At 59.5% G+C, this 19527-nt stretch carries 20 protein-coding genes and 2 tRNA genes; 8 read left to right on the top strand and 14 right to left on the bottom strand.

Annotation, left to right across the window (positions count from 1 at the left end; translation table 11 throughout):
- The 3 genes from rpoB to BW974_RS01390 are packed head-to-tail and all read right to left on the bottom strand — an operon-like array spanning window position 1 to window position 3614.
- Window positions 1–1827, bottom strand: a complete 1827-nt coding sequence (gene rpoB / locus BW974_RS01400) for a DNA-directed RNA polymerase subunit B (protein WP_076427324.1) — start codon at window positions 1825–1827, stop codon at window positions 1–3.
- A gap of 3 nt (window positions 1828–1830) precedes the next feature.
- Entirely contained in the window at window positions 1831–3387 is a 1557-nt protein-coding gene (locus BW974_RS01395; RefSeq protein ID WP_076427323.1) for a DNA-directed RNA polymerase subunit B'', read from the bottom strand.
- On the bottom strand, window positions 3387–3614 hold the full coding sequence (locus tag BW974_RS01390; RefSeq protein ID WP_076427321.1) for a DNA-directed RNA polymerase subunit H: 228 nt from the start codon (window positions 3612–3614) through the stop codon (window positions 3387–3389). Before BW974_RS01390 ends, BW974_RS01395 begins: the two co-directional genes overlap by 1 nt.
- A 282-nt stretch (window positions 3615–3896) precedes the next feature.
- On the opposite strand from BW974_RS01390, the gene BW974_RS01385 reads away from it, so the two are divergent.
- The 4 genes from BW974_RS01385 (at window position 3897) to BW974_RS24495 (ending at window position 5261) form a co-directional block, all read left to right on the top strand.
- Window positions 3897–3969, top strand: a tRNA-Asp gene (locus BW974_RS01385).
- 375 nt (window positions 3970–4344) lie between these two features.
- Window positions 4345–4752, top strand: coding sequence for a group I intron-associated PD-(D/E)XK endonuclease (locus BW974_RS01380; protein ID WP_076427319.1), 408 nt, complete (start codon window positions 4345–4347; stop codon window positions 4750–4752).
- Window positions 4753–4854: 102 nt separating this feature from the next.
- A tRNA-Asp gene (locus BW974_RS01375) sits at window positions 4855–4927 on the top strand.
- A gap of 106 nt (window positions 4928–5033) precedes the next feature.
- Window positions 5034–5261, top strand: a complete 228-nt coding sequence (locus tag BW974_RS24495; protein WP_139328793.1) for a hypothetical protein — start codon at window positions 5034–5036, stop codon at window positions 5259–5261.
- On the opposite strand, the gene BW974_RS01370 is transcribed toward BW974_RS24495, so the two are convergent.
- Window positions 5258–6187, bottom strand: a complete 930-nt coding sequence (locus BW974_RS01370; protein ID WP_084186172.1) for a YndJ family transporter — start codon at window positions 6185–6187, stop codon at window positions 5258–5260. The genes BW974_RS24495 and BW974_RS01370 overlap by 4 nt on opposite strands.
- On the bottom strand, window positions 6184–6897 hold the full coding sequence (locus BW974_RS01365; protein ID WP_217694295.1) for a DUF4166 domain-containing protein: 714 nt from the start codon (window positions 6895–6897) through the stop codon (window positions 6184–6186). The genes BW974_RS01370 and BW974_RS01365 overlap by 4 nt, the downstream gene beginning before the upstream one ends.
- 216 nt (window positions 6898–7113) lie before the next feature.
- Between BW974_RS01365 and BW974_RS01360 the strand changes: the two genes are divergently transcribed.
- Both BW974_RS01360 and BW974_RS01355 read left to right on the top strand, forming a co-directional pair.
- The gene (locus BW974_RS01360; RefSeq protein ID WP_245799871.1) at window positions 7114–8811 is read left to right on the top strand and encodes a COG1361 S-layer family protein; all 1698 of its coding nucleotides are present in this window, start codon (window positions 7114–7116) and stop codon (window positions 8809–8811) included.
- Window positions 8804–11293: an efflux RND transporter permease subunit gene (locus BW974_RS01355; protein WP_076430181.1), complete on the top strand. Its 2490-nt coding sequence runs from the start codon at window positions 8804–8806 to the stop codon at window positions 11291–11293. Before BW974_RS01360 ends, BW974_RS01355 begins: the two co-directional genes overlap by 8 nt.
- A gap of 3 nt (window positions 11294–11296) precedes the next feature.
- Here the strand turns inward: BW974_RS01355 and crcB (BW974_RS01350) are convergent, their stop codons facing one another.
- The 3 genes from crcB (BW974_RS01350) to BW974_RS01340 form a co-directional block, all read right to left on the bottom strand.
- Window positions 11297–11650 carry a fluoride efflux transporter CrcB gene (crcB, locus tag BW974_RS01350; RefSeq protein WP_076427316.1) on the bottom strand — a complete coding sequence of 118 codons (354 nt, stop codon included), beginning with the start codon at window positions 11648–11650 and terminating at the stop codon, window positions 11297–11299.
- Entirely contained in the window at window positions 11647–12036 is a 390-nt protein-coding gene (gene crcB / locus BW974_RS01345; RefSeq protein ID WP_076427314.1) for a fluoride efflux transporter CrcB, read from the bottom strand. The genes crcB (BW974_RS01350) and crcB (BW974_RS01345) overlap by 4 nt, the downstream gene beginning before the upstream one ends.
- A gap of 108 nt (window positions 12037–12144) precedes the next feature.
- Entirely contained in the window at window positions 12145–13215 is a 1071-nt protein-coding gene (locus BW974_RS01340) for an ATP-binding protein (protein WP_076430180.1), read from the bottom strand.
- A gap of 76 nt (window positions 13216–13291) precedes the next feature.
- Between BW974_RS01340 and BW974_RS01335 the strand changes: the two genes are divergently transcribed.
- Window positions 13292–13741, top strand: coding sequence for an Ig-like domain-containing protein (locus tag BW974_RS01335; RefSeq protein WP_076427312.1), 450 nt, complete (start codon window positions 13292–13294; stop codon window positions 13739–13741).
- A 20-nt stretch (window positions 13742–13761) separates the two neighbouring features.
- Here the strand turns inward: BW974_RS01335 and BW974_RS01330 are convergent, their stop codons facing one another.
- The 6 genes from BW974_RS01330 to BW974_RS01305 are packed head-to-tail and all read right to left on the bottom strand — an operon-like array spanning window position 13762 to window position 18146.
- The gene (locus BW974_RS01330; protein ID WP_076427310.1) at window positions 13762–14526 is read right to left on the bottom strand and encodes a protein-L-isoaspartate O-methyltransferase family protein; all 765 of its coding nucleotides are present in this window, start codon (window positions 14524–14526) and stop codon (window positions 13762–13764) included.
- Window positions 14527–14551: 25 nt separating this feature from the next.
- The gene (locus BW974_RS01325) at window positions 14552–15463 is read right to left on the bottom strand and encodes a class I SAM-dependent methyltransferase (RefSeq protein ID WP_076427308.1); all 912 of its coding nucleotides are present in this window, start codon (window positions 15461–15463) and stop codon (window positions 14552–14554) included.
- Between the two features lie 28 nt (window positions 15464–15491).
- Window positions 15492–16160 carry a protein-L-isoaspartate(D-aspartate) O-methyltransferase gene (locus BW974_RS01320; protein WP_076427306.1) on the bottom strand — a complete coding sequence of 223 codons (669 nt, stop codon included), beginning with the start codon at window positions 16158–16160 and terminating at the stop codon, window positions 15492–15494.
- A gap of 1 nt (window position 16161) precedes the next feature.
- Window positions 16162–16812 (bottom strand): HVO_0476 family zinc finger protein, encoded by a 651-nt coding sequence (locus BW974_RS01315; RefSeq protein ID WP_076427304.1) that lies wholly within the window; start codon window positions 16810–16812, stop codon window positions 16162–16164.
- A gap of 44 nt (window positions 16813–16856) precedes the next feature.
- Window positions 16857–17189 (bottom strand): CHY zinc finger protein, encoded by a 333-nt coding sequence (locus tag BW974_RS01310; RefSeq protein WP_076427302.1) that lies wholly within the window; start codon window positions 17187–17189, stop codon window positions 16857–16859.
- A 12-nt stretch (window positions 17190–17201) separates the two neighbouring features.
- On the bottom strand, window positions 17202–18146 hold the full coding sequence (locus tag BW974_RS01305; RefSeq protein ID WP_076427300.1) for an aminopeptidase: 945 nt from the start codon (window positions 18144–18146) through the stop codon (window positions 17202–17204).
- Window positions 18147–18279: 133 nt separating this feature from the next.
- Here BW974_RS01305 and BW974_RS01300 point away from each other — a divergent pair, with 133 nt between their 5' ends.
- A complete protein-coding gene (locus tag BW974_RS01300) occupies window positions 18280–19293 on the top strand; it encodes a type II glyceraldehyde-3-phosphate dehydrogenase (RefSeq protein WP_076430179.1) in 1014 nt (337 codons plus the stop codon).
- The last annotated feature ends 234 nt before the right edge of the window (window positions 19294–19527 follow it).

Here is a 19527-nt window from a genome sequence, read left to right as displayed (position 1 = left end):
TTAGACTGCGTCCTCCAGTTCGAGTCGCGGGGCGATTCCGAGCGCCTTCATCTCGTCGAGCAGGAGCTTGAACGCGTAGCTCATCTCGATTTCGTGGATGTCCGTCTCCTCCTCACAGTTCGGACAGTACACGCGGTTCTGGTCGATGTTCTCGACTGCGCTCATTCCACACTGACCGCAGACGTAAATCCACTCGCGGTCGGAAGAGTCGAGAAGCCGTTCTTTGAGCGCCAGCGCCGCACCGTGACCGATGAGCACCTCACGCTCCATCTCTCCGACACGAAGACCACCCTCACGGGCACGACCTTCGGTCGGTTGTCGAGTTAGCACCTGCACCGGGCCGCGCGACCGGGCGTGGAGCTTGTTCGACACCATGTGGTACAGCTTGTGGTACAGAATGGTACCGACGAAGATTTCCGCTTCAATCTTCTCGCCCGTCACGCCAGAGTACATGATTTCCTTACCGGAGGATTTGTACCCGCGTTCTTCGAGCGCCGAGCGGAGTTCTTCTTTGTCTTCGCCAGTGAACGCCGTACCATCGACGCGCCGTCCTTCCAGCGCGCCGACTTTGCCGCCAATCATCTCCAGCACGTGCCCGACCGTCATGCGCGACGGGAGCGCGTGTGGGTTGACGATAAGGTCAGGGACGACACCTTCCTGCGTGAAGGGCATGTCTTCCTGCGGCGCGATGTGGCCGACGACACCTTTCTGGCCGTGCCGTGATGCGAACTTGTCACCGAGTTCTGGGATTCGTTCGTCACGAACGGACACTTTCGACAGTTTTGAGCCGTCCTCGCCTTCCATCAGCGTCACCGTGTCAACGACCCCGGATTCGCCCGACCGCATCGTGACACTGGTTTCACGGCGTTTTTGCGGTGACAGGCCGCCCATGTCGTCCGGTTCTTCTAAGAATCGCGGCGGACTCGTCTTCCCCAACAAGACGCTGTTTTCGTCAACGCGCGTCTCGGGGTTGACCAGACCGTCCTCGTCCAGATGCGTGTAGGCGTCCTCGCCGCGAGCGCCGCGCACGTCGTCGCTCGGGATTTCGAATCGGTCTTCCTGACCGCCAGGGTACCGGCGTTCTTCGCCCTCGTAGGTTCGGAAGAAGTGCGAGCGCGCGAGCGCGCGGTCGACCGACCCGCTGTTGAGGACGAGCGCGTCCTCGATGTTGAACCCTTCGTAGCTCATGACCGCGACGGTGAAGTTCTGCGCCGCAGGGCGGTCGTCGAAGCCGATTTGCTCCGTCGTCTGCGTCTTCACCATCGACAACTGCGGATAGTGGAACAGGTGCTGGCGCGTGTCCGGGCGAATCCGGTAGTTCGCCGCAGGCAGACCGAGCGACTGTTTCATCATCCCCGAACCCATCGTAATACGCGGACTGGCGTTGTGTTCCGGGTACGGAATCATCCCGGCACCGATGCCGAAGATGAGTTGTGGGTCGATTTCGAGGTGTGTGTGGTCTTCGTTGAGGTCACCTTCGTCGACCGCGACGTAGATGTCCTCTTCTTCCTCGGCGTCGATGAACTCGATTTTACCGCGCTCGACGAGTTCCTCGAACGAGAAATCGCCCGCTTTGACGGCTTCGATTTCCTCTTCGGTGATGAGGGGTTCGCCGTCCTCGATAACGAGCAGGGGTCGGCGGGCACGCCCCGCGTCGGCGTTGATGATGACTTCGCGGGTTCGGTCTTTGACCGACACGTTCACCATCTCACTGACGTCGCCGCGTCGGCGCGCCTCCCGTACTTGGTTTGCGAGCTGTTCCGGGTCGGGGTGTGTCCCGACCAAACTCCCGTTGACGTACACTTTCGCTTCTCGTCCCTGACTCATGATTTAGTCTGCGCTCCCTTCGATGCTCTCGATTCCGGGGATGCCCTCGACACCCATGGACGAGAGTTCCTGTTTGAGTTCCTGTTCGTCTTCGATGTTCTGACTGAGTTCCATCGCTTGCGCGAAGTTCTTCACCAGCCCACAGTTCGGCCCTTCCGGCGTTTCGGAGGGACAAATGCGACCCCACTGGGTCGCGTGCAGGTCGCGCGCCTCGAAGTGGGGCTGACTCCGCGACAACGGGCTACGCAGACGGCGAAGGTGTGAAAGCACACCCATGAAGTCCGTGCGGTCAACCAACTGGGACACACCGGAGCGGCCGCCGACCCAGTTTCCGGTCGCAATCGGGTGTTCGAGTCGCTCGGTCAGCACGTCGGAACGAACGACGGTGTTCACCGACAACTGTCGGTTTCGCATGTTCGCACGTTCAAGCTGGTACTTCACGTCCCGTGCCAGTTTGTTCAGCGCCGTGCGGAACAGGTCTTTCATCAGGTCGCCGGAGACCTTCAGACGCTTGTTGGCGTAGTGGTCTTTGTCGTCCGAATCGCGTCGGCCCAGCGCGAGTTCGAAACACGCCTCGGCCATTCGAGCGAGGTAGTACGCCTTGTTGATGCGAACTTCCTCCTCCTCGACGCCGTCCTCGTGGAGGTGCGGCAGAAGGTAGCGGTCGATGACGTAGTTCGCTCGTTTCAACTGGTAGTTTTTGCCCTGCCCGGAGGCGACCCGCTTTCCGAGGGACTCGATTGCCTCCTCTTGGGTCTGGACTTCCGCGGCCTCCAGATTTTCGAGCATGAACTTCACGATTTCCGGGTCGTCGGAGACACGGTGGACGATTTCCTCGTCCGATTCGAGTCCTAGCGCGCGAACGAGCGTGACGAAGTTGACGCTTCCCGAAACCGACGGGAACGACACTTCGAGCAGGCCGTCGCGGGTTCGCTCGACCAGCACCAGCGCGCGGTATCCACGGCGCTGGCTGAACGTCTTTGCGACCTGAATTTCGTCGCCGTACTTCGTGTCGTACTCGGCGAGAATCTTGTTGGGTGCGAGGTCTTCCGAGGTCATCAGCACTCGCTCGGAACCGTTGACGATAAAGTAGCCACCGGGGTCGGCCGGGTCTTCACCGATTTCGACCAAGTCCTCTTCCTCGAAGTTGGCGATGTTACATTTCTCGGAGCCGACCATGACCGGCATCCGGCCGACCTTCGTCTCGGTCGTATCGACGACTCGCTTGTCGTCGCCTTCACCTTTGACGATGGTCATCTCCATGAACACCGGCGCGGCGTAGGTGATGTTGCGGAGGCGAGCCTCCTGCGGATAGAGGAGTTCTTCACTCCCGTCCGCCTCACGCACGCGCGGAGTGACGACGCGAACGTCGCCTAGTTCCACGAACACCGGTTCTTCGCCCTCTTTATCGCCGATGTCCGTGTCGATAGTGCCTTTCTCGGTCACAACTTCCTGCATGCCGCGAGTCAGGAAGGAGTTAAACGAGCGGTAGTGATGCTCTGCGAGTCGTTCTTTCGAGAAATACTGCCTCGATAGTGCGCGTCGGTCTTCCCGTTGCATTATTCCACCACGAGTCGGTATACGACTGCCCTGTCAGTCGTCCGAGAGTCACGAACGATTTTGATAACGTCGCCGATTTCCGCATCGTCGGGCAACGCAGGGTCCGTCCGCTTGATTTTTGGTAAGTCTGTACTCTTGATTTCGTATTCCTCAAGCACGTCGTCGAGTTCGCCCTCATCGACGATGGAGTGCTCCGGAACCATCTTGTGTTGGCTTACGTCTACCATGTGTGCGCGATTTTCTGACCAGCGGGAGAAATGGCTATCACGAGATACTACAGGGTATTACTGGCGGCACTCATTTAAGGCTTGCTAAGTAGCGCGCACACGCCCGGCTATCGCACCCCGCACCACCGTGCGGGCAGTTCTCTAACGCCAGTATCTACTCCGTTCTGGTATAAATTATTTTGGCATGTGGGGAGTCGTACCATAGCACGGTTCGCTCCGACACACGGCCTTCGTTTGGAAAGCCTTAAGCGTGCAAGCCAGAAAGGGATAATTGCGTCACAGGCCCGGGTGGTGTAGTGGCCCATCATACAACCCTGTCACGGTTGTGACGCGGGTTCAAATCCCGCCTCGGGCGCTTTTTCAACTTTCAAAACCGTGAGCGGTCAGCTTTGCCGAACGTGACGAAGGAACGAACGAGAGCAGGGAGGAACTTGTTTTTTCCGTGCGAGCAGGAACGTCTTGGCGTAGTTCAAATCCCGAAAGGCGCTCCGCGTCTTTCGACCTTCGCGAATAAACCGCATTCACTCAGTCCCGCTTCGGCGTTTTTGGACGAAGTTACAAGAAGTCGCTTGTTTGATGAGCACTTGATTCTTTCCGAGTACAGTACTAGAAAGCGACTGCTCGGAAGTGACATACTAGGGCTTGTGGAACAACAGTTGACTATTTTATCGTAAAAGACTATTTTTATAATCATACATTCGACAGTAATAGCATAGAGGAGAGCGGCACAGTGAATACGAAAGACAAAGGTGACGAAACTGAGGCGAAGATAATCCACACGCTGATTTCTCACGGATACAGTGTTTCGATTCCGTTTGGAGACAACGACAAATACGATATTATAGTAGACGATGATGGGTCACTCTATCGAGTTCAATGTAAAACAAGTTGGACGAACAAAGAGGGGACGATGCGATTCAATACACATACCCAGACTACGAAAGAGGGAAAATATCACGAAAATACATATCACGGCGAAGTAGATGCCTTCCTCGTTCGGTACCCAAAAAACGAGAAAATCTATTGGATACAAATCGAGGAAGCGACTGAGCAGAAAATGGAACTTCGATTCAACGCTAAAATAAATCACCCCTCGATTAACTGGGCAAAGGATTACGAGTTTGATGGAGAAATATAGATAAGAGGATGGCTCGTATTATGTATGTGCCATAGGTTGACAAAGGAAGAGTAAATCGACACCCCTTAATAACGGCGCGAAAAAGAAATAACTGCGTCACAGGCCCGGGTGGTGTAGTGGCCCATCATACAACCCTGTCACGGTTGTGACGCGGGTTCAAATCCCGCCTCGGGCGTTTTCTAAAATTTGACTTCTAAAAGAGACTTCTGTCTTGCTCGTTTTTACCTAATCGAATACTGAAGCGTTACGAGCGGTCGCCCCAACAAAAAAACCTCGTAGAATTGCCGAACCACGAATCTATCCCGAGCGAGGGCGTCGAAATCCGACAGCATCCCGGTTGCATCGCCGTTTGGTCATTTTGGGCCAGAAAGTCGACACCGACTCGGCCACGGGAAGCGAGTCGAGAAACAGGAGGCGGGGATCAGACGACGGTCGATTCCGGTGTCGTCAGTCGAAACGCGAGCAGTGCGGGAAGCGCGAATCCGAATGCGTTGACGCTCCCGTGCTAGACAATCATCTCGTCGATGGTGACCAACTGGGGCGTTCCGGGATACGCCGAGTAGCCGTAGGCGAGCGCGAGCGCCATCGTCCAGACGACGGCGACGGCCGCCAGCGAGAGCAGGACGCCCCGAACTCGGTCAACTTGCAGGACGACACTGCCCAGAATTGAGAGCGCAAAGACGACGACTGCGACGGTGAAAAACGCGACTGCGACGACTTCTACCAGCGGCGAGAACGTGATTCCGATGGCGATGAGCGCGAGATTCACTACGATGACGAGCGTCGTCGCGGCCATCGCACGACCGGCGAAATCCGACCCGAATCGACCACTGTCGTCCGTGACGAGTCGGCCAGCCATCCCCGCGATGAGCGGGAGCGCGAATCCGGCGTAATGGTAGTGAACCACCGTGAGCAGGATGATAATCGGCTTGAAGTGAAACGAGATGCCGGCGCGGGAGAGAAAGAGTGCGACCGCACCGACCGGAACGTACAGCAAGGCAGCGTCGATTGCGAGTTCCGGAAGCGGCGTGAAACCGCGAGGAAGCAGACGCCACAGTCCGAACAGTGCGACGCAGGCTGTCACTGCGACCCACGGGAGCGTGAGTGCGACTGCACTGACTGAAGCGGTGGGAAACGTGAACGACGCAACGGCCAAAATCGCCGCCGGGGGCTGTCCGAACACCGCGAGTCGATAGACGAGCGGTGTCCTCCCTGAACGACGAGGAGTCATCGCAACGCCGAGTCCGAGCGGAAGAATGACGAGCACCGCGAGCGCGACGAACAGTTCGACCGTCGAAAGAATATCCGCGGCGACCAACATCGACCACAGAATTGCACCGAACACTGTGTTTGCGTCCGTCAATCGAAATCCGACGATGGTCGGATGGGAATTGGTGAAGTGAGGAGCACTGTTTTGTCCGCCTACCGTGGTCATCGACTTGCACCCGGCGAATCGGACGAATCAGACGGATTCGGAAGCCGAATACTGCCGAGACGCCGGTTAGTGAGGCGGTTTTCGTCCGCCTTCTGCCAGTCGTTATCGAAGGTGCCCTGATAGCCGAAGATGTGGCCCGCGAACGGATTCGTCACCGTTGCCGCCACGCGGAACCGCCCCGCGTACTCGTCGTACCAATCCTGAAGCGTCGCGTCGGCGGTGAGTGGTTTCGGAAACGGAACGTACCGGTCACCGACGCGAATCCACTGATCGCCGAGGCGGATAGCGAGGCCGCCGTCCTCGACCGAGAGATGGATGTCGGCCACGATTCTGCCGTCGGTTCCGAAGAAATCGGTGATACAGTTTCGCTCCGGATTCCAGCGCATCGTGTCGTCGAACCGCCGGACGGGGTCAGTTTCAAACCGACGCCGAAGCGTCAGTGCTTCGTATCCCCGGGCGTCGATGAAGGCATCGGAGCGAATTTCGAACGAAACATCGTCGCCGCCTTCGGGGAAAAGGAAGTTTTGGGTCGTCCCGAGCCACAGTACGGGGAGCGCGATTGCGCCGCGGGAGAGGCGAGTCATCCGACCCCGGCCGATTGCCGTTCGGCCGTCGTCGGTCACGAGACCGTATCGTTCACGGATTTCGGGATGGAGTTGCGTCCACTCCTCACCGAGTGCTCGCTCGAACAAACTCGTCACGGTTGTCACGGCCATCCCTCCTCGAAAATGCGGCACTCGGAACCAAGCATACGAAACGCTTCTCGACGATAAATAATCATTCTACCGATACGAACGGTCGGGAAAATACCGGCGAGGAGGCAAATCTATAGGAAGTATCGTGACGTGACACGATAGGAGAGGGGGACAAATGACGCCAGATAGGGGACGGAGCGTTTCGAAACGCTCCGTCCTCACGCGGGACGGGTGGGGAATGGTGCAGTCGAAGCGACGGGTGACCTATCGAAGATGACCCGGAACGCGTTCGTTCCGGTTTTCGTCGTGATTCTTCTCGTCGCGCAGGCGTCAATCGTCGGAGGCGGGATAGCGATGGGCGAAAGCCACTCCAAGGCGGACATCGGACAGCAGACGCAAACGACGGAGGCAGGGAGAACTGCGGACTTCGAACTCGTCTCCGTCACGTCGAACGTTCCAGTGGATGGAACCGGTAACCTCTCACTGACGTTCGAGAACACCGGTGAGGACATCACGAACGCACAAATCGCGGTGCAGTCGCCGAACGAGAGCGTTCGGTTCGGGGAGTCACAGAACGCCAGCCAATCCGTCGGCAACTGGTCTTCGGGCGAACGGCGAACAGTCACGTACAGACTGCTAGCGGAAGAGTTCGCAGAGATACGGAACTATCCGTTCGAGGCCTTCATTTCGTACACCGCGAGAAACGGTTCCCGGGAGCGGGCCGGGCCGTACACGTTCGACGTTCGGCCCACACAGCCGATTCAGTTGGAGCGATTCGAGGTGACGGCCATCTCCTCGAACGTGCAGGCGGGCGATACTGGAACCGTCTCGCTCACGCTCGAAAACACAGGACGAGACGTGAGCGACGCGGTCATCTCTCTGCAATCTCAAAACGACCAACTCCGGCTCGGGGAGTCGCGGAACGCCAGCCAGTTCGTCAGCGAATGGGTGACCGACGAGGACGTGCAGGTCGAATATCAGGTGACGGCGAGCAACGACACCGTCGGCGGCAGCTACCCCTTCAGTATCTCAGTCTCGTATCGGGAAGACGGTTCGCGCAATCAAACGCAGTCACAACTCATTGGCATCATTCCGGCCCCGGAGCAGTCGTTTTCGCTCACCGACGTGAGCAGCACGCTCCGCGTCGGTGACGAGGGAGTCGTTACTGGACAGGTTACCAACGAAGGGCCGCAAACCGCGGAGAACGCGGTGCTCGTTCTTCAGTCGCAGGGCGATAATGCCTTCCCACGGGAAACGGAGTACGCCCTCGGAACGCTCGAATCCGGCGAATCGGTTCCGGTTCGCTATCGAATCGACGTGAGCGAGAGCGCAGACCGCGGGCCGCGACAGTTCTCGTTCGTCGTGCGCTACCAGAATCAGGACGGGGATTCACGCCAGAGCAAACCGCTCGAAACCGCGGTTCGCGTCGGGGCTCAACGGGACGAGTTCATCATCGAACCACAAAGTGCGTCGGTGGAACAGGGGTCGAGTGCGACCATCTCGCTCGTCGTCACGAACAACGACGACAGGACGCTCCGGAACATCGACGCGCGTGCGTTCGTCGATAGCCCGCTCACGCTCGAAGAAGACCAAGCGTTCATCACGCGACTGGAACCGAACGAATCGGCGACGATTGCGTTCAGCCTGAGTGCAGAGGGTGAGGCATTGGCCGGAACGTATCCGATGTCGGTCGATTTCCAGTACGAAATGCCCGACGGAGAGAGCCAACTTTCGGACACCTACGAGGTGCCGGTTCGGGTAACCGAACCGGACGGAAACGGCGTTCTTTCGTTCCTGAGCGGCGGAATATTGCTTCCACTGATTCTCGTCCTCGGAGTCGTTCTCGTTGGCGTCGGCGGATTCGTCGCATTCCGGCGGTGGCGGGCCGCGCGGGGAGGTCGGAGAAGTCGAGGTGGCGGCGGTGGTTGACTACCAAGCAGTCATCGACTGGGCCGACGAGTGGATTGTCGGTCGTTCGAAAACCGTTCTCCTCACCTTTCTCGTTCTGACCGCCGTGTTCGGCGTCGGCCTCACCCGCGTTTCGACCGAGGCAGGGACGAGTCAGTTCACGGAAGACAGCCCCGCGCTGGAGGCGTTCGAAAACGTCAACGAAGAATTTACGCAACCGTTCGAAGCGGAAAACGGAAGCACGCAACTGATTCAAAGCGGACGCAACGTACTGTCGAAACCGGAACTGCTGGCGATGCTGCGGGCGCAGTACCGACTCGAACAGCGCGAAGAACTTCGGGTCGCGTCCACGGCCAGCGCCGCCGGAATCGTCGCACAAACGCTTGACCCGAACGCGACGACGCTCGAAGCCCAGGTTCGCACTCTAGAGCGGGCGACGCCGACGGAAATCGAAGTCGCGGTTCGGCAGGCCGCGGAAAATCCCGAGTTTCGGGCGCTGTTGAGCAGGGATTTCAATCGCCGGTCGGCATCCGCCTCGGCGACCATCGGCATCGTCGAACACGCGATTCCACGCGGCGTTTCACAGGAAGCGGGCGCGGAAGCGTCGCCGGAAACAGACCCCCTCGCGGGGATACAGATTCGGTCGCAGTCGGTCGTCAGTTCCGTCGATAGCGATATCCGAGTGTTCGGAAGCGGCATCCTCACGGACGAGTTGTCGAGCGTCACGTTCGATTCGCTCATCATCGTCATTCCCGCCGCCGGAATACTGATTTTCGTCTTTCTGCTGTTCGCCTATCGCGACCCGGTAGACCTCGTTTTGGGGGTCGTCTCGTTGGTGATGACCATCGTCTGGACGCTTGGGTTCACGGGAATTGTTGGCATCCCGTTCACGCAGTTGTTGGTCGCCGTACCGCCGCTTTTGCTCGCCGTAGGAATCGACTACGGAATCCACGCTATCAACCGCTATCGCGAGGAGCGCGTCGTCGGGGCGGAAGTCAAACCGGCGATGCGGCGCGCGACCGACCAACTGCTCGTCGCGTTTTTCATCGTCACCGGAACCACGGTTCTCGGATTCGCGTCGAACGCGACGAGTCGCCTCCAACCGATTCGGGAGTTCGGAATCGTCGCCGCCATCGGCATCGTCTTCACCTTCCTCATCTTCGGTATCTTCCTTCCGGCCGCGAAGGTCGTCACTGACGACCTCCGCGTTCGGTTCGACCTGCCGACGTTCGGCGAGCGACCGCTGGGCGAGGAAGGCTCGCTGTTGGGTCGAACCTTATCGAGCAGCGTCGTCCTCGCCAGAAAAAGTGCTACTGTCGTCGTCGCGGTTGCAGTCGCCCTGACGCTCGTTTCGGGTGTCTACGCAACCGGCATCGACACGACGTTTTCGAACGAGGATTTCCTTCCGCCGGAGGAGACGCCAGCGTATCTCGAAGTGCTTCCCGAACCGTTCGCGCCGGAGACCTACACCGTGACCGAAGTGACGAATTTCTTGGAAGAGAAGTTCGCGTCCGCCGAGGACGACACGGTGACGATTTACGTCGAAGGGCCGCTACGGGAGGAGTACGCCCTCGAATCGATTCAACACGCCAATCGGAATCCGCCGGATTCGTTTCTCGCAACCGACCGGCAAGCCGATTCGGCGAGCATCATCACGGTCATTCAGGGCTACAGCGACCAGTCGCCGGAGTTCCGGCGACTGGTCGAACGAAACGACATAAACGACGACGGCGTTCCCGACGACAATCTCGAACTGATCTACGACCGACTGCTCGATTCTCCCGCCCGCGAGCAAGCGTTGGAATACATCTCGGACGACCGGCGGAGCGCGCAGGTCGTCTACTCCACGAAAAGCGGTGCGTCGCAGGACGAGATTACGCGGGATGCCCGACTCGTCGCCGACCGATATCGCTTCGATGCGGTTGCGACCGGCGAAATCGTGGTGTTTCAGTCCATCGCCGCGACAATCTTTACCTCCGCGATTCGAAGCCTTGCAACGGCGTTGGTCACGACCGCGGTTTTCCTCGTGCTTCTCTACCGAATCATCGTGGGACGAATCGCTTTCGGCGTCATCAACCTCTTTCCAATCGTCGTTGCGGTGTCCCTGCTCGCGGGAACCATGCGCCTGCTCGGGATTCCGTTCAACGCCCTGACCGCAACCGTTCTCGCAATCGCGTTAGGATTGGGCGTGGACTATTCGGCCCACGTCGTCCACCGGTTTACCGACGAGTACGAAGGTTTGGGCGAAGAAATGGCTGACGTGGAATCGAAAGGTGACGTGTTTGCCGCACTCACCCGAACAGTTCGCGGCACCGGCGGCGCGCTGACTGGGAGCATGCTCACGACGATTTCGGGAACCGGAATTCTCGTCCTCGCAATCACGCCCGTTTTGGGGCAGTTCGGACTCGTGACCGCTCTGAGCATTTTTTACTCCTATTTTGCCGCCATCTTCGTGACACCCTCTGCTATCGTTCTGTGGGATAGATATGTAGCATCGAGTTGAGAGTCAGAGCGAAATCGTGCTGGCCGTGAGGACACCGAATCCGACCGCCACGAGCGCGCCGACAAGGTTAATCGTCGCGTTCGCCACTGCCTTTCTGCGCTTTCCTCGTTCGAACAGCCGAACCGTCTCGAACGCAAAGCTGGAAAACGTCGTAAACGCGCCACAAAATCCGGTTCCGACCAGCGCGAGCAGAGTCGGGTCGCTCGTCAGGCCAGCAGTCAACGCGCCGAGAACGAAACTCCCGAGCACGTTCACCGCGAGGGTTCCGTGGCCCTCACCCGATAATCGCTGCCCGACGAAGTGACGGCTCAACGCGCCGAACATTCCGCCGACACCGACGAGAATAGCGGGATTCACGAGACGACACCTCCGACGACCCGGCGACCGAGAAGCACGGCCAGAAATCCGAGGATGTAGTTCGCGCCGACGTTGAGAACGGCGAACATCGGCGACAACCCCGCGGTTTGCACCGCGAACGTGCTGTACGTCGTGAACGACGAGAGAAAGCCGGTACCGATAACGAGTCTGGTTTCGGGAGAGAGTCTGTCCGCCAGATGCGCTTCGTATAGCAACACACCGAGCGCGAAACTCCCGGCAACGTTGACGAAGAGCGTTCCCCACGGAAATCCGCCGGGAAGCGCGTCGCTCACCGCGTACCGCAGAACTGCGCCGAGGAAGCCGCCGACTGCGATGAGAAGAACTGGTTCGAGACGCTTCAGCGCGTGTGATTGTTGTACCGACATCGTAGCATCGTAGAACCGCTTTCCAACGAGTGGCTATCGAGCGATTTCCGACGTGTCGTCGGAAATCGCGGCCCATCGTTCGTGTTCGACTGCAATCGACAGCGTACCCTATCCTTTTCGAAGTTCGGTCACAGGCGAATTCGTCTCGCCAGAACAGACATTGCTCGCGCTCGGACTTCCGCCGCCGTGTTCGACCCGCCGTTTCCGAATCCGAACCGCGTGAACACTTTCGGTCGCATCGTCCACGACGACTGCGGAGCCGGGGGTTTCCGGCATTCTGTCGGTAAACGACCCCTGCATGTAGGCCGGACGAGCGTTCGCGAGCGCATCCCGGTCGTTGCGCGAGGTCAACCGATGGGCCACGAGCAGGTCGGATTGGGAAACCGCAACCTCGGGTAGCACGGCAGGGCGCTGTGTCGCCGCGACCAAACTGACGCCGGGACGCCGTCCTCTGGTGACGATGGTTCTGAGCGCGGGGGCGGCGACGCCGCCGAAGAAGGCATGGGCTTCGTCCACCACCAACCACGGCAGTTTGCGAACCGATTCGGCAATCCGGACGCGATACAAATCCTCCGCAACCGCCCGAACGACGGCGTTCATCGCCGATTCGTCGTAGCCCGAACAGTCGAGGACGATGCCGGATTCCGGTTCGACACACTGCTCCGCGGTGAGCCCATCCGGCGAAAAAATGTCCCACGACTCCGCAAGCGCGAGATGATTTCGCGCGGCGCGACAGGTCGCCGAGTTTGCCTCAGCATTCGAAACGAAGTCGTTCATTCCAGCCAGCGTATTGGATTCGGTGGCCGCCCGCCACACCAGCGACCCAGTCGGACGTTCGTGGTCGAGACCGAGCAAATCGCACCACGCCCGCGGCGGGAGTGCGTCGGCGGAGACGCGTGGTTCGGAAACGACTTCGAACCCCGAAACCCCGCCAAACGTCGTGAACGCGCCCATCGGGTCGGCGACGACCGGCGCGACCCCCTTCGCATCGGCGAGTTCTTCGACCAGCACGCCGAGCGTGTAGGATTTTCCGTAGCCTCGTTTCCCGACCACCAGCGAGACGTGCGGGCCGTCGAAGTCGATTCGTACTGGTGCACCCGCACTGCCGTCTCTCGCGCGGTAGTGGCCGAGGTGTCCCGAAATCCCCTCGTCGCGAGTTCGTCCCAAAACCTCCGTCATGGCGGGAACTGGTTGCGGTTTTTCGGATAAATCCTCGGACGAAGGTTTATATTCGAAAACGGAACCACTCCAGGCCATGTCCATACGTCAGCGGTTTCGGTCGGACAACCGCGCAATCGAAGGCCTGCCGATTCGACTGGTCATCGCGCTCGTCGTCGGCGTCGCCAGTCTCTCGGTCATGATGAACATGCTGTCCGGACTCAACGGCTTGGCCGTGAGCGAACTCGATGCAAAACCCGAACCCGAAGTCATCGAACCGGGACAGCAGACGGTCGAAATCGCCGTCATCGACGCGGATGGAAATCCCGTGTCGGACGCAACCGTCGTGGTGAAAAGCGATTCGGCGAGGGTAGAGCGAATCGAAACCGCGACGACGGAAAGTGACGGGCAAGCGCGCCTTTCGATAGACCCCGGACTCGGTCCGAATCAGGACGATGGAACGCTCGAAATCGACATCAAACCACCTGCGGGAAGTGAGTTCGCCGACAAGCGCGAAAACACTCGAATACTGGTCATCAGTGATTGAGGCAAACAGAAGCTAGGTTATCAGTAGCCGTCCCAATCGATCCACTCGTGTTCCCACCCGCGCCGCGTCTGGGCGTGACGCTCCGCAAATTCGCGGTCTTCGCGGTTGGTTCGGTTGCGCTCGATAGTGTCGGACTGTTCGCCCTCCACGAGGAGCGGCGCGAAAGCGGTCTTCCCGAACTCCTCTACTGTTTCGGGAGACCCAGAATCCGAATCGGAGGGTTCGACGGCGGCGAGTCGCTGGATTCCACTTCCGAGTGGAATGACGAGTCTGCCATCGTCGGCGAGTTGCGAGACGAGCGTTCGCGGCGGTTCGATGGCCGCCGCCTCCACGAGGATTCGGTCGAACGGCGCGTACTCCGGCAGGCCATCGGCACCATCGCCACAATCGACGAATACGCCGCCGTAGCCCGCGGATTCGAGGTTTTCTCGGGCTTCGTAGACGATGGTTCGAGTAATGTCGATGGCGTGGACGTTACGTTCGCCGACGATTTCCGCCAGTACTGCGGACGTGTAGCCCACACCTGCACCGACGACGAGAACCGAATCGTCTTCCCGCACGTCGAGTGCTTCGAGGAGTCTGGCGACGATGCTCGGGGCGAGGATGCGCGTCCCGCGGTGGTCGAACGACTGGTCTGCGTACGCTCCTTGCTCGGCGTCTATCGGCACGAACTCGTGACGGGGGACGGTTCGAAGCGCCAGACCGACGTTGTCACTCCGCACCAGCCCCTTCATTTCGTGCTCCAAACTGGCGACCATATCGTCGCGCAGTACCGCCGGTTCCATACGCCGCGTTGGATTCGGACGTGCTTCAATTGCGCGGCCTGTGACCGACGATTGCTTGCTGATTCGTGCCCGGAATATCCCGGATGTCGAAGTTTACGAACCCCGCGTCCGCGAACCAGTCTTCGAACTGGTTCGCCGCGTAGGTGTCGCCGTGTTCGGTTTGAGCCAGCATGTGCGCGCCCATGACGGCGGCCCCTTCCGCGCGCCCTCGGAGTTGGTTGATGAAGACCGCAACTCCACCCGGTTCCAGCGCCCCGAACGCGTTTTCGAGGAGATTTCGGTTTTCGTCCGGGCCAAGGGCGTGAACGACGCGCGAGCAGAACGCGAGGTCGAATCCCACAGGAAGGGAGTCGGTCACGTCGCCGGAAACCAGTTCGATGGGTTCGCGTTCGAGAAATCTGCTGTCGATGTCGATAACGTCGGGTTGGTCGATTAACGTCACCTCGAAGCCTCTTCGGGTGAACTCCTTGGCGAAAACGCCCGGGCCGCCGCCGATGTCGAGAACCCGGTTTGCGTCGGGATATTCGTGTATCGCCTCCGTGACGCACGACCGAACCGTGGTTTCGTTTACGGTTGCCATCGCGCCCATGAAATTTTGCGTCCAATTCTCCGACGTTTCGGGGGGTGAACCGGTTCGCATCGTTTCCGGTAGTTCGAACCAGCGAGCGAGACAGTCCATCTGGTGCGGAACACTCCCAATCGAGCGAACGTCGGTTTTCGCAAAGAGGCCGAGCGCGCGGTTCGTTGCTTCGTATTCGGTGCCCAATCGTTTGAGAAAACCCATTTCGACCATCGCTTCGAGCGTGATTCTCGCGGCGCGCTCGGTGACGCCGGTTTCCTGTGCGATTTCCTCGACCGTCCCCGCGTCGAACATGACCGTCTCGATGATGCCCGTTTCGCGGGCCGCCCACAGCAGACAGAGTTCGCGGTAGTCCATACCGACTGCTCGTGTGGGAGCTAAAAAACTACTCTCCCTGCATCGGAACGAACCGCACGAAGCCGTGCGGTTCGCGGGCGAGTGAGCCATCATCTTGCTTTTCCGCGAGGACGAGTTCCTGCGGGTCGTCTCCGAGCGGTGCAAGGAGACGACCGCCGGGACGAACTTGCTCGACCACAGTAGATGGGAAATCCGGTGTAGCACAAGTCAAATAGACGGCGTCGTAGGGCGCGTGTTCGGGCCAGCCATCGTGTCCGTCGGTGACGCGAATCGAAATGTCGTCGTAGTCGAATCGGCCGGATTGTGAAAGCCGTCGGAATCGGTCGCGTGTCGCCTGTGCCAGCGATTCGTGATACTCGATGCTGAAGACGTTTTCAGGCCCGACGATTTCGGCGGTCACGGCGGCGTGATAGCCACACCCGGTTCCGATTTCGGGCACGCGGTCGCCGGGCGACAGTTCCAGCAGGTCGGTCATCACGGCGACCATGTGCGGCACGCTGATGGTCTGGTTGTTCCCAATCGGAAGTGGTCGGTCGTCGTAGGCTTCCCGCTGCCGGTGTCGAGGAACGAACTCGTGACGGGGAACGGAACGAAGTGCGTTCAGTGTCGTCTCGCGCCGAATTCGGTCGCGGTCGGCGAGTTGGGCGACGAGCGATTCTCGCTCGTCTTCGAACCCGCCGTTGCCGCGGTCGAACACGTTACCACGCCGACCAAGCGGTCGAACCTTCGTCCTCGGCGTAGATGCGCTTTACGTCCTTTGCGACGACCGTATCGCCGTCGAAATCCAGTCGGTCGTGATTGTAGCCACTCGCGTCGTCCGTGACGAGGATGCCGTCGATGGTGAACTCCTCGTTCGCCAACTCCTCGGTTTCGCCGACGACGAACTCGTAGTCGCCCGGAATGTTCACCTTGACGCCGCGGGAGTTGTCCCGGCGGCCGTCGTTCGGATGAATCGTCACGTTGACCGAGACGTTGTCCACTGCGCGTGTCCAGATGGTTTCGACATCTTCGGCGACGGATTCCTCGACGCGGCGGTTCTCATCCTGTTCGAGGCTCGTGATTCTGACCACGAAGATGGCTTCGTCGGTTTCGAGGACGAACTCCTCGCCGACCGCCAGCGTTTCCTCGACCGGCACGTCGGCCTTCGCGGAGAACGACTCGCCCTCTTGGGAGACGATGACGTCGATTTCCTCGGTCTGTACGCGCTCGATTTTCGTCTTGTGGACGTGGCTACACTCGGTACAACGAACCGTCGCTTGGCCACCCGGTTTGAGCACCTCGTGGACGGTTTCGACGTTGGGGGAACAGGATGGGCAAACCACTGCCACACGTTCCGCTGTTTCGCTCATATTCCGGTGTAGGGATTCAGGCCGTAAAAGTGCGTGGAGACGAATCAGCCGTCAAAATACAGATGATAATGGTTCGCACACCCCGGATTGAAATCCGTGTCACACTCGGGGCACTGCGATTCACAGCTCAGATACTCCGCAATCGCCAGTTCGGAACCGCAGACTCCGCACAGCACCGCCTCCGCATCGCGCTGATTTTCGGGCCACGTTTCTCGGGGGTGGTCAGCCACTTCGTCGTGACATCGAAAACAGGGATAGTATTCGTTACAGCACGGAAACTGAATTGCGATTACGTCTCGCTCGGTGTCGTAATGCGAGCATCGCGTCTCCGCATCGACTTCGACGCCGTGAACTTCGGTTCCGTGGATAATCGGCATCTATGCTCGATTTCAGGGTCGCGGTAGTTCGACTTCTTCCCCGTCGGCGTAGACTGTCGGGTCGCGGATGATGCCGTCGAGATGGAGTGGGGCGTCAGTGTCGCCGCCGATTCCCGCGTCGTCGCCGATTGCGATGTGAACCGTGCCGCCGGCCTTCTCGTCTAGCAGGACTGAACCGACGAGTTCGGTGACCGCGACGTTCGTGCCGATACCCAATTCGGCGAGGTTGTAGGCGTCTTGGCCGACTTCTTCCGCGGCGGTTTCGACCTGCGAGCGGATTTCGTCGTCGCTGATTTCCGTGACGTAGCCGTCTTCGACCTCGAATTCGAGGGTTTGACCGTCTTCGAGCAGTCCGTGGGGGCGCATCGTACCGTCAACGACGTAGCGACCGTTCACGTTCTCGGGGCTGACGAAGACTTCTCCGGCGGGGAGGTTGGTGAAGTCGCCGGGGTCGTGGCAGAGGCCGGTGTCGTCGTACCATTCGCGGTCGCCGGGTTCGAAGGTGATGTCGGTTCCCATGTCGGTCGTGACGCGGATTTCCTGTGCGCCTTCGACCTGCGCGAGCACGTCCTGACAGTGCTGGTCGATGGTTTCGTAGTCGGCCGAGAGGCCGGTGACCATCACTTCCTCCGTGATGCCGGGGAGGGTGGCCGCTCGCGTACCCGCCTCGTTCGCCTTGCCGCGTGCGCGAGTGTGGCTGAGGCTCTTCGTGGTGGGGGCGAGGAATACGTCCGCGCCAGCCATCGCGGCGGCGACGGGTTCCGGTGGTTCCTCGCCGTGCTGATTGCCGACCGGGTAGCGCGCGATGACGACATCGTCCGTGATTTCGCTGGCCGCGTCGTACAGGGCCTTGCCGATGTCCCACCGTTTGTCGTCGGTGATGACTGCACAGCTTTCGTCCGATTGAAGGGCCATACACTGCTCCACGGCCGTCTTCGCCGCGTCGTCCAGACTCATGTGCCGAGGATTGCCTTCCAAGGTGGTTAGATGTTCCCTTTCTTTTGCTTCCTTCTTACTCGTGTGTGAGTTAGATTCCGAGACGAATGGCTCGAAACGGTTTTAATGGCGGACGTTGGACCTGCGGATGTACATGCTACAGGTCGGCATCAACGGGTACGGGACTATCGGGAAACGAGTCGCTGACGCTGTCCGGGCGCAACCGGATATGGAGGTCGTGGGGGTCGCAAAGACCCGACCCAACTTCGAAGCCGAGGGAGCAGTCGAAAACGGCTATTCGCTTTACGCCGCAATCGAGGAACGCGCGGAACTGTTCGACGAGGCGGGAATCGAACTCGCTGGAATGGTAGAAGAGATGGTCGAAGAGGCAGATGTCGTCGTTGACGCCTGCCCGTCCGGAATCGGCGCGGACAACAAGTCGCTATACGAGGAGTACGACACGCCCGCGCTCTATCAGGGTGGCGAGGACGCGGACGTCGCCGACGTGAGTTTCAACGCGCGCGCCAACTACGAGGAAGCCGTGGACGCACAGCACGTTCGCGTCGTTTCGTGCAACACAACAGGACTGTCGCGCCTCATCGCACCGCTTCGCGAGGAGTACGGCGTGGAGAAGGTTCGTGCAACGCTCGTCCGGCGTGGTGGCGACCCGGCCCAGACCGGCCGCGGCCCAATCAACGACATCGTGCCGAACCCGGTGAAACTGCCGTCGCACCACGGCCCGGACGTGAAGACCATCTTCCCAGACCTCGCAATCGACACGCTCGGTCTGAAGGTTCCGGCGACCCTGATGCACATGCACAGCGTCAACGTCTCGCTCGAATCCGAACCGGATGCGGAGGAAGTTCGTGAACTGCTCGAAGAACAGTCGCGCATCTTCGTCGTTCCGGAGCGAATGGACATCGACGGCGCAGGCAAACTCAAGGAGTACGCCATGGACAGAGGGCGGCCGCGGGCCGACCTCTGGGAGAACTGCCTCTGGGGCGAGTCGGTGTCGATGGAAGGAAACGACCTCTACCTCTTCCAAGCTATCCACCAAGAGAGCGACGTGGTTCCCGAAAACGTCGATGCGATTCGCGCCGTGACGAACAGTGCTGACGCCCGCGAGAGCATCGAGACGACGAACGACGCGCTCGAAATCGGCTTCTAATCGGGCATCCGAGCAGATTTCCTCGAATTCCGTTTTTTCATTCGTTTTTGTCACGCGATTTTCCGGTTCGACGACGTTCTGGCTGAAAATCTGTTACGAAGACGAACCACATTCGACACCGGTATTCGCCGATTTTCAGTACGAGAGACGGTAACACATGTCATTCGTATGTTCCGTTACGGTTCCGCATCGGTCAATTCGGTCGTTCGAAAGGGGAGACAATACGAGCGTTCC

Origin of the sequence: Haladaptatus litoreus, from assembly GCF_900156425.1 — an archaeon.
In the GTDB taxonomy this organism is placed as follows: domain Archaea; phylum Halobacteriota; class Halobacteria; order Halobacteriales; family Haladaptataceae; genus Haladaptatus; species Haladaptatus litoreus.
The sequence above is the reverse complement of the archived record's forward strand: the minus strand, read 5'-3'. Positions and strand labels throughout refer to the sequence as shown.

Excerpts from the sequence above, each read along its gene's own strand:
- BW974_RS01310 (WP_076427302.1), bottom strand. The coding sequence starts at position 17,189 with ATGCCGATTATCCACGGAACCGAAGTTCACGGCGTCGAAGTCGATGCG.
- BW974_RS01305 (WP_076427300.1), bottom strand. The coding sequence starts at position 18,146 with ATGAGTCTGGACGACGCGGCGAAGACGGCCGTGGAGCAGTGTATGGCC.
- BW974_RS01395 (WP_076427323.1), bottom strand. The coding sequence starts at position 3,387 with ATGCAACGGGAAGACCGACGCGCACTATCGAGGCAGTATTTCTCGAAA.
- BW974_RS01330 (WP_076427310.1), bottom strand. The coding sequence starts at position 14,526 with ATGGAACCGGCGGTACTGCGCGACGATATGGTCGCCAGTTTGGAGCAC.
- BW974_RS01315 (WP_076427304.1), bottom strand. The coding sequence starts at position 16,812 with ATGAGCGAAACAGCGGAACGTGTGGCAGTGGTTTGCCCATCCTGTTCC.
- BW974_RS01300 (WP_076430179.1), top strand. The coding sequence starts at position 18,280 with ATGCTACAGGTCGGCATCAACGGGTACGGGACTATCGGGAAACGAGTC.
- BW974_RS01370 (WP_084186172.1), bottom strand. The coding sequence starts at position 6,187 with ATGACCACGGTAGGCGGACAAAACAGTGCTCCTCACTTCACCAATTCC.
- BW974_RS01335 (WP_076427312.1), top strand. The coding sequence starts at position 13,292 with ATGTCCATACGTCAGCGGTTTCGGTCGGACAACCGCGCAATCGAAGGC.
- BW974_RS01325 (WP_076427308.1), bottom strand. The coding sequence starts at position 15,463 with ATGGACTACCGCGAACTCTGTCTGCTGTGGGCGGCCCGCGAAACGGGC.
- BW974_RS01390 (WP_076427321.1), bottom strand. The coding sequence starts at position 3,614 with ATGGTAGACGTAAGCCAACACAAGATGGTTCCGGAGCACTCCATCGTC.
- crcB (WP_076427314.1), bottom strand. The coding sequence starts at position 12,036 with ATGTCGGTACAACAATCACACGCGCTGAAGCGTCTCGAACCAGTTCTT.
- BW974_RS01340 (WP_076430180.1), bottom strand. The coding sequence starts at position 13,215 with ATGACGGAGGTTTTGGGACGAACTCGCGACGAGGGGATTTCGGGACAC.
- rpoB (WP_076427324.1), bottom strand. The coding sequence starts at position 1,827 with ATGAGTCAGGGACGAGAAGCGAAAGTGTACGTCAACGGGAGTTTGGTC.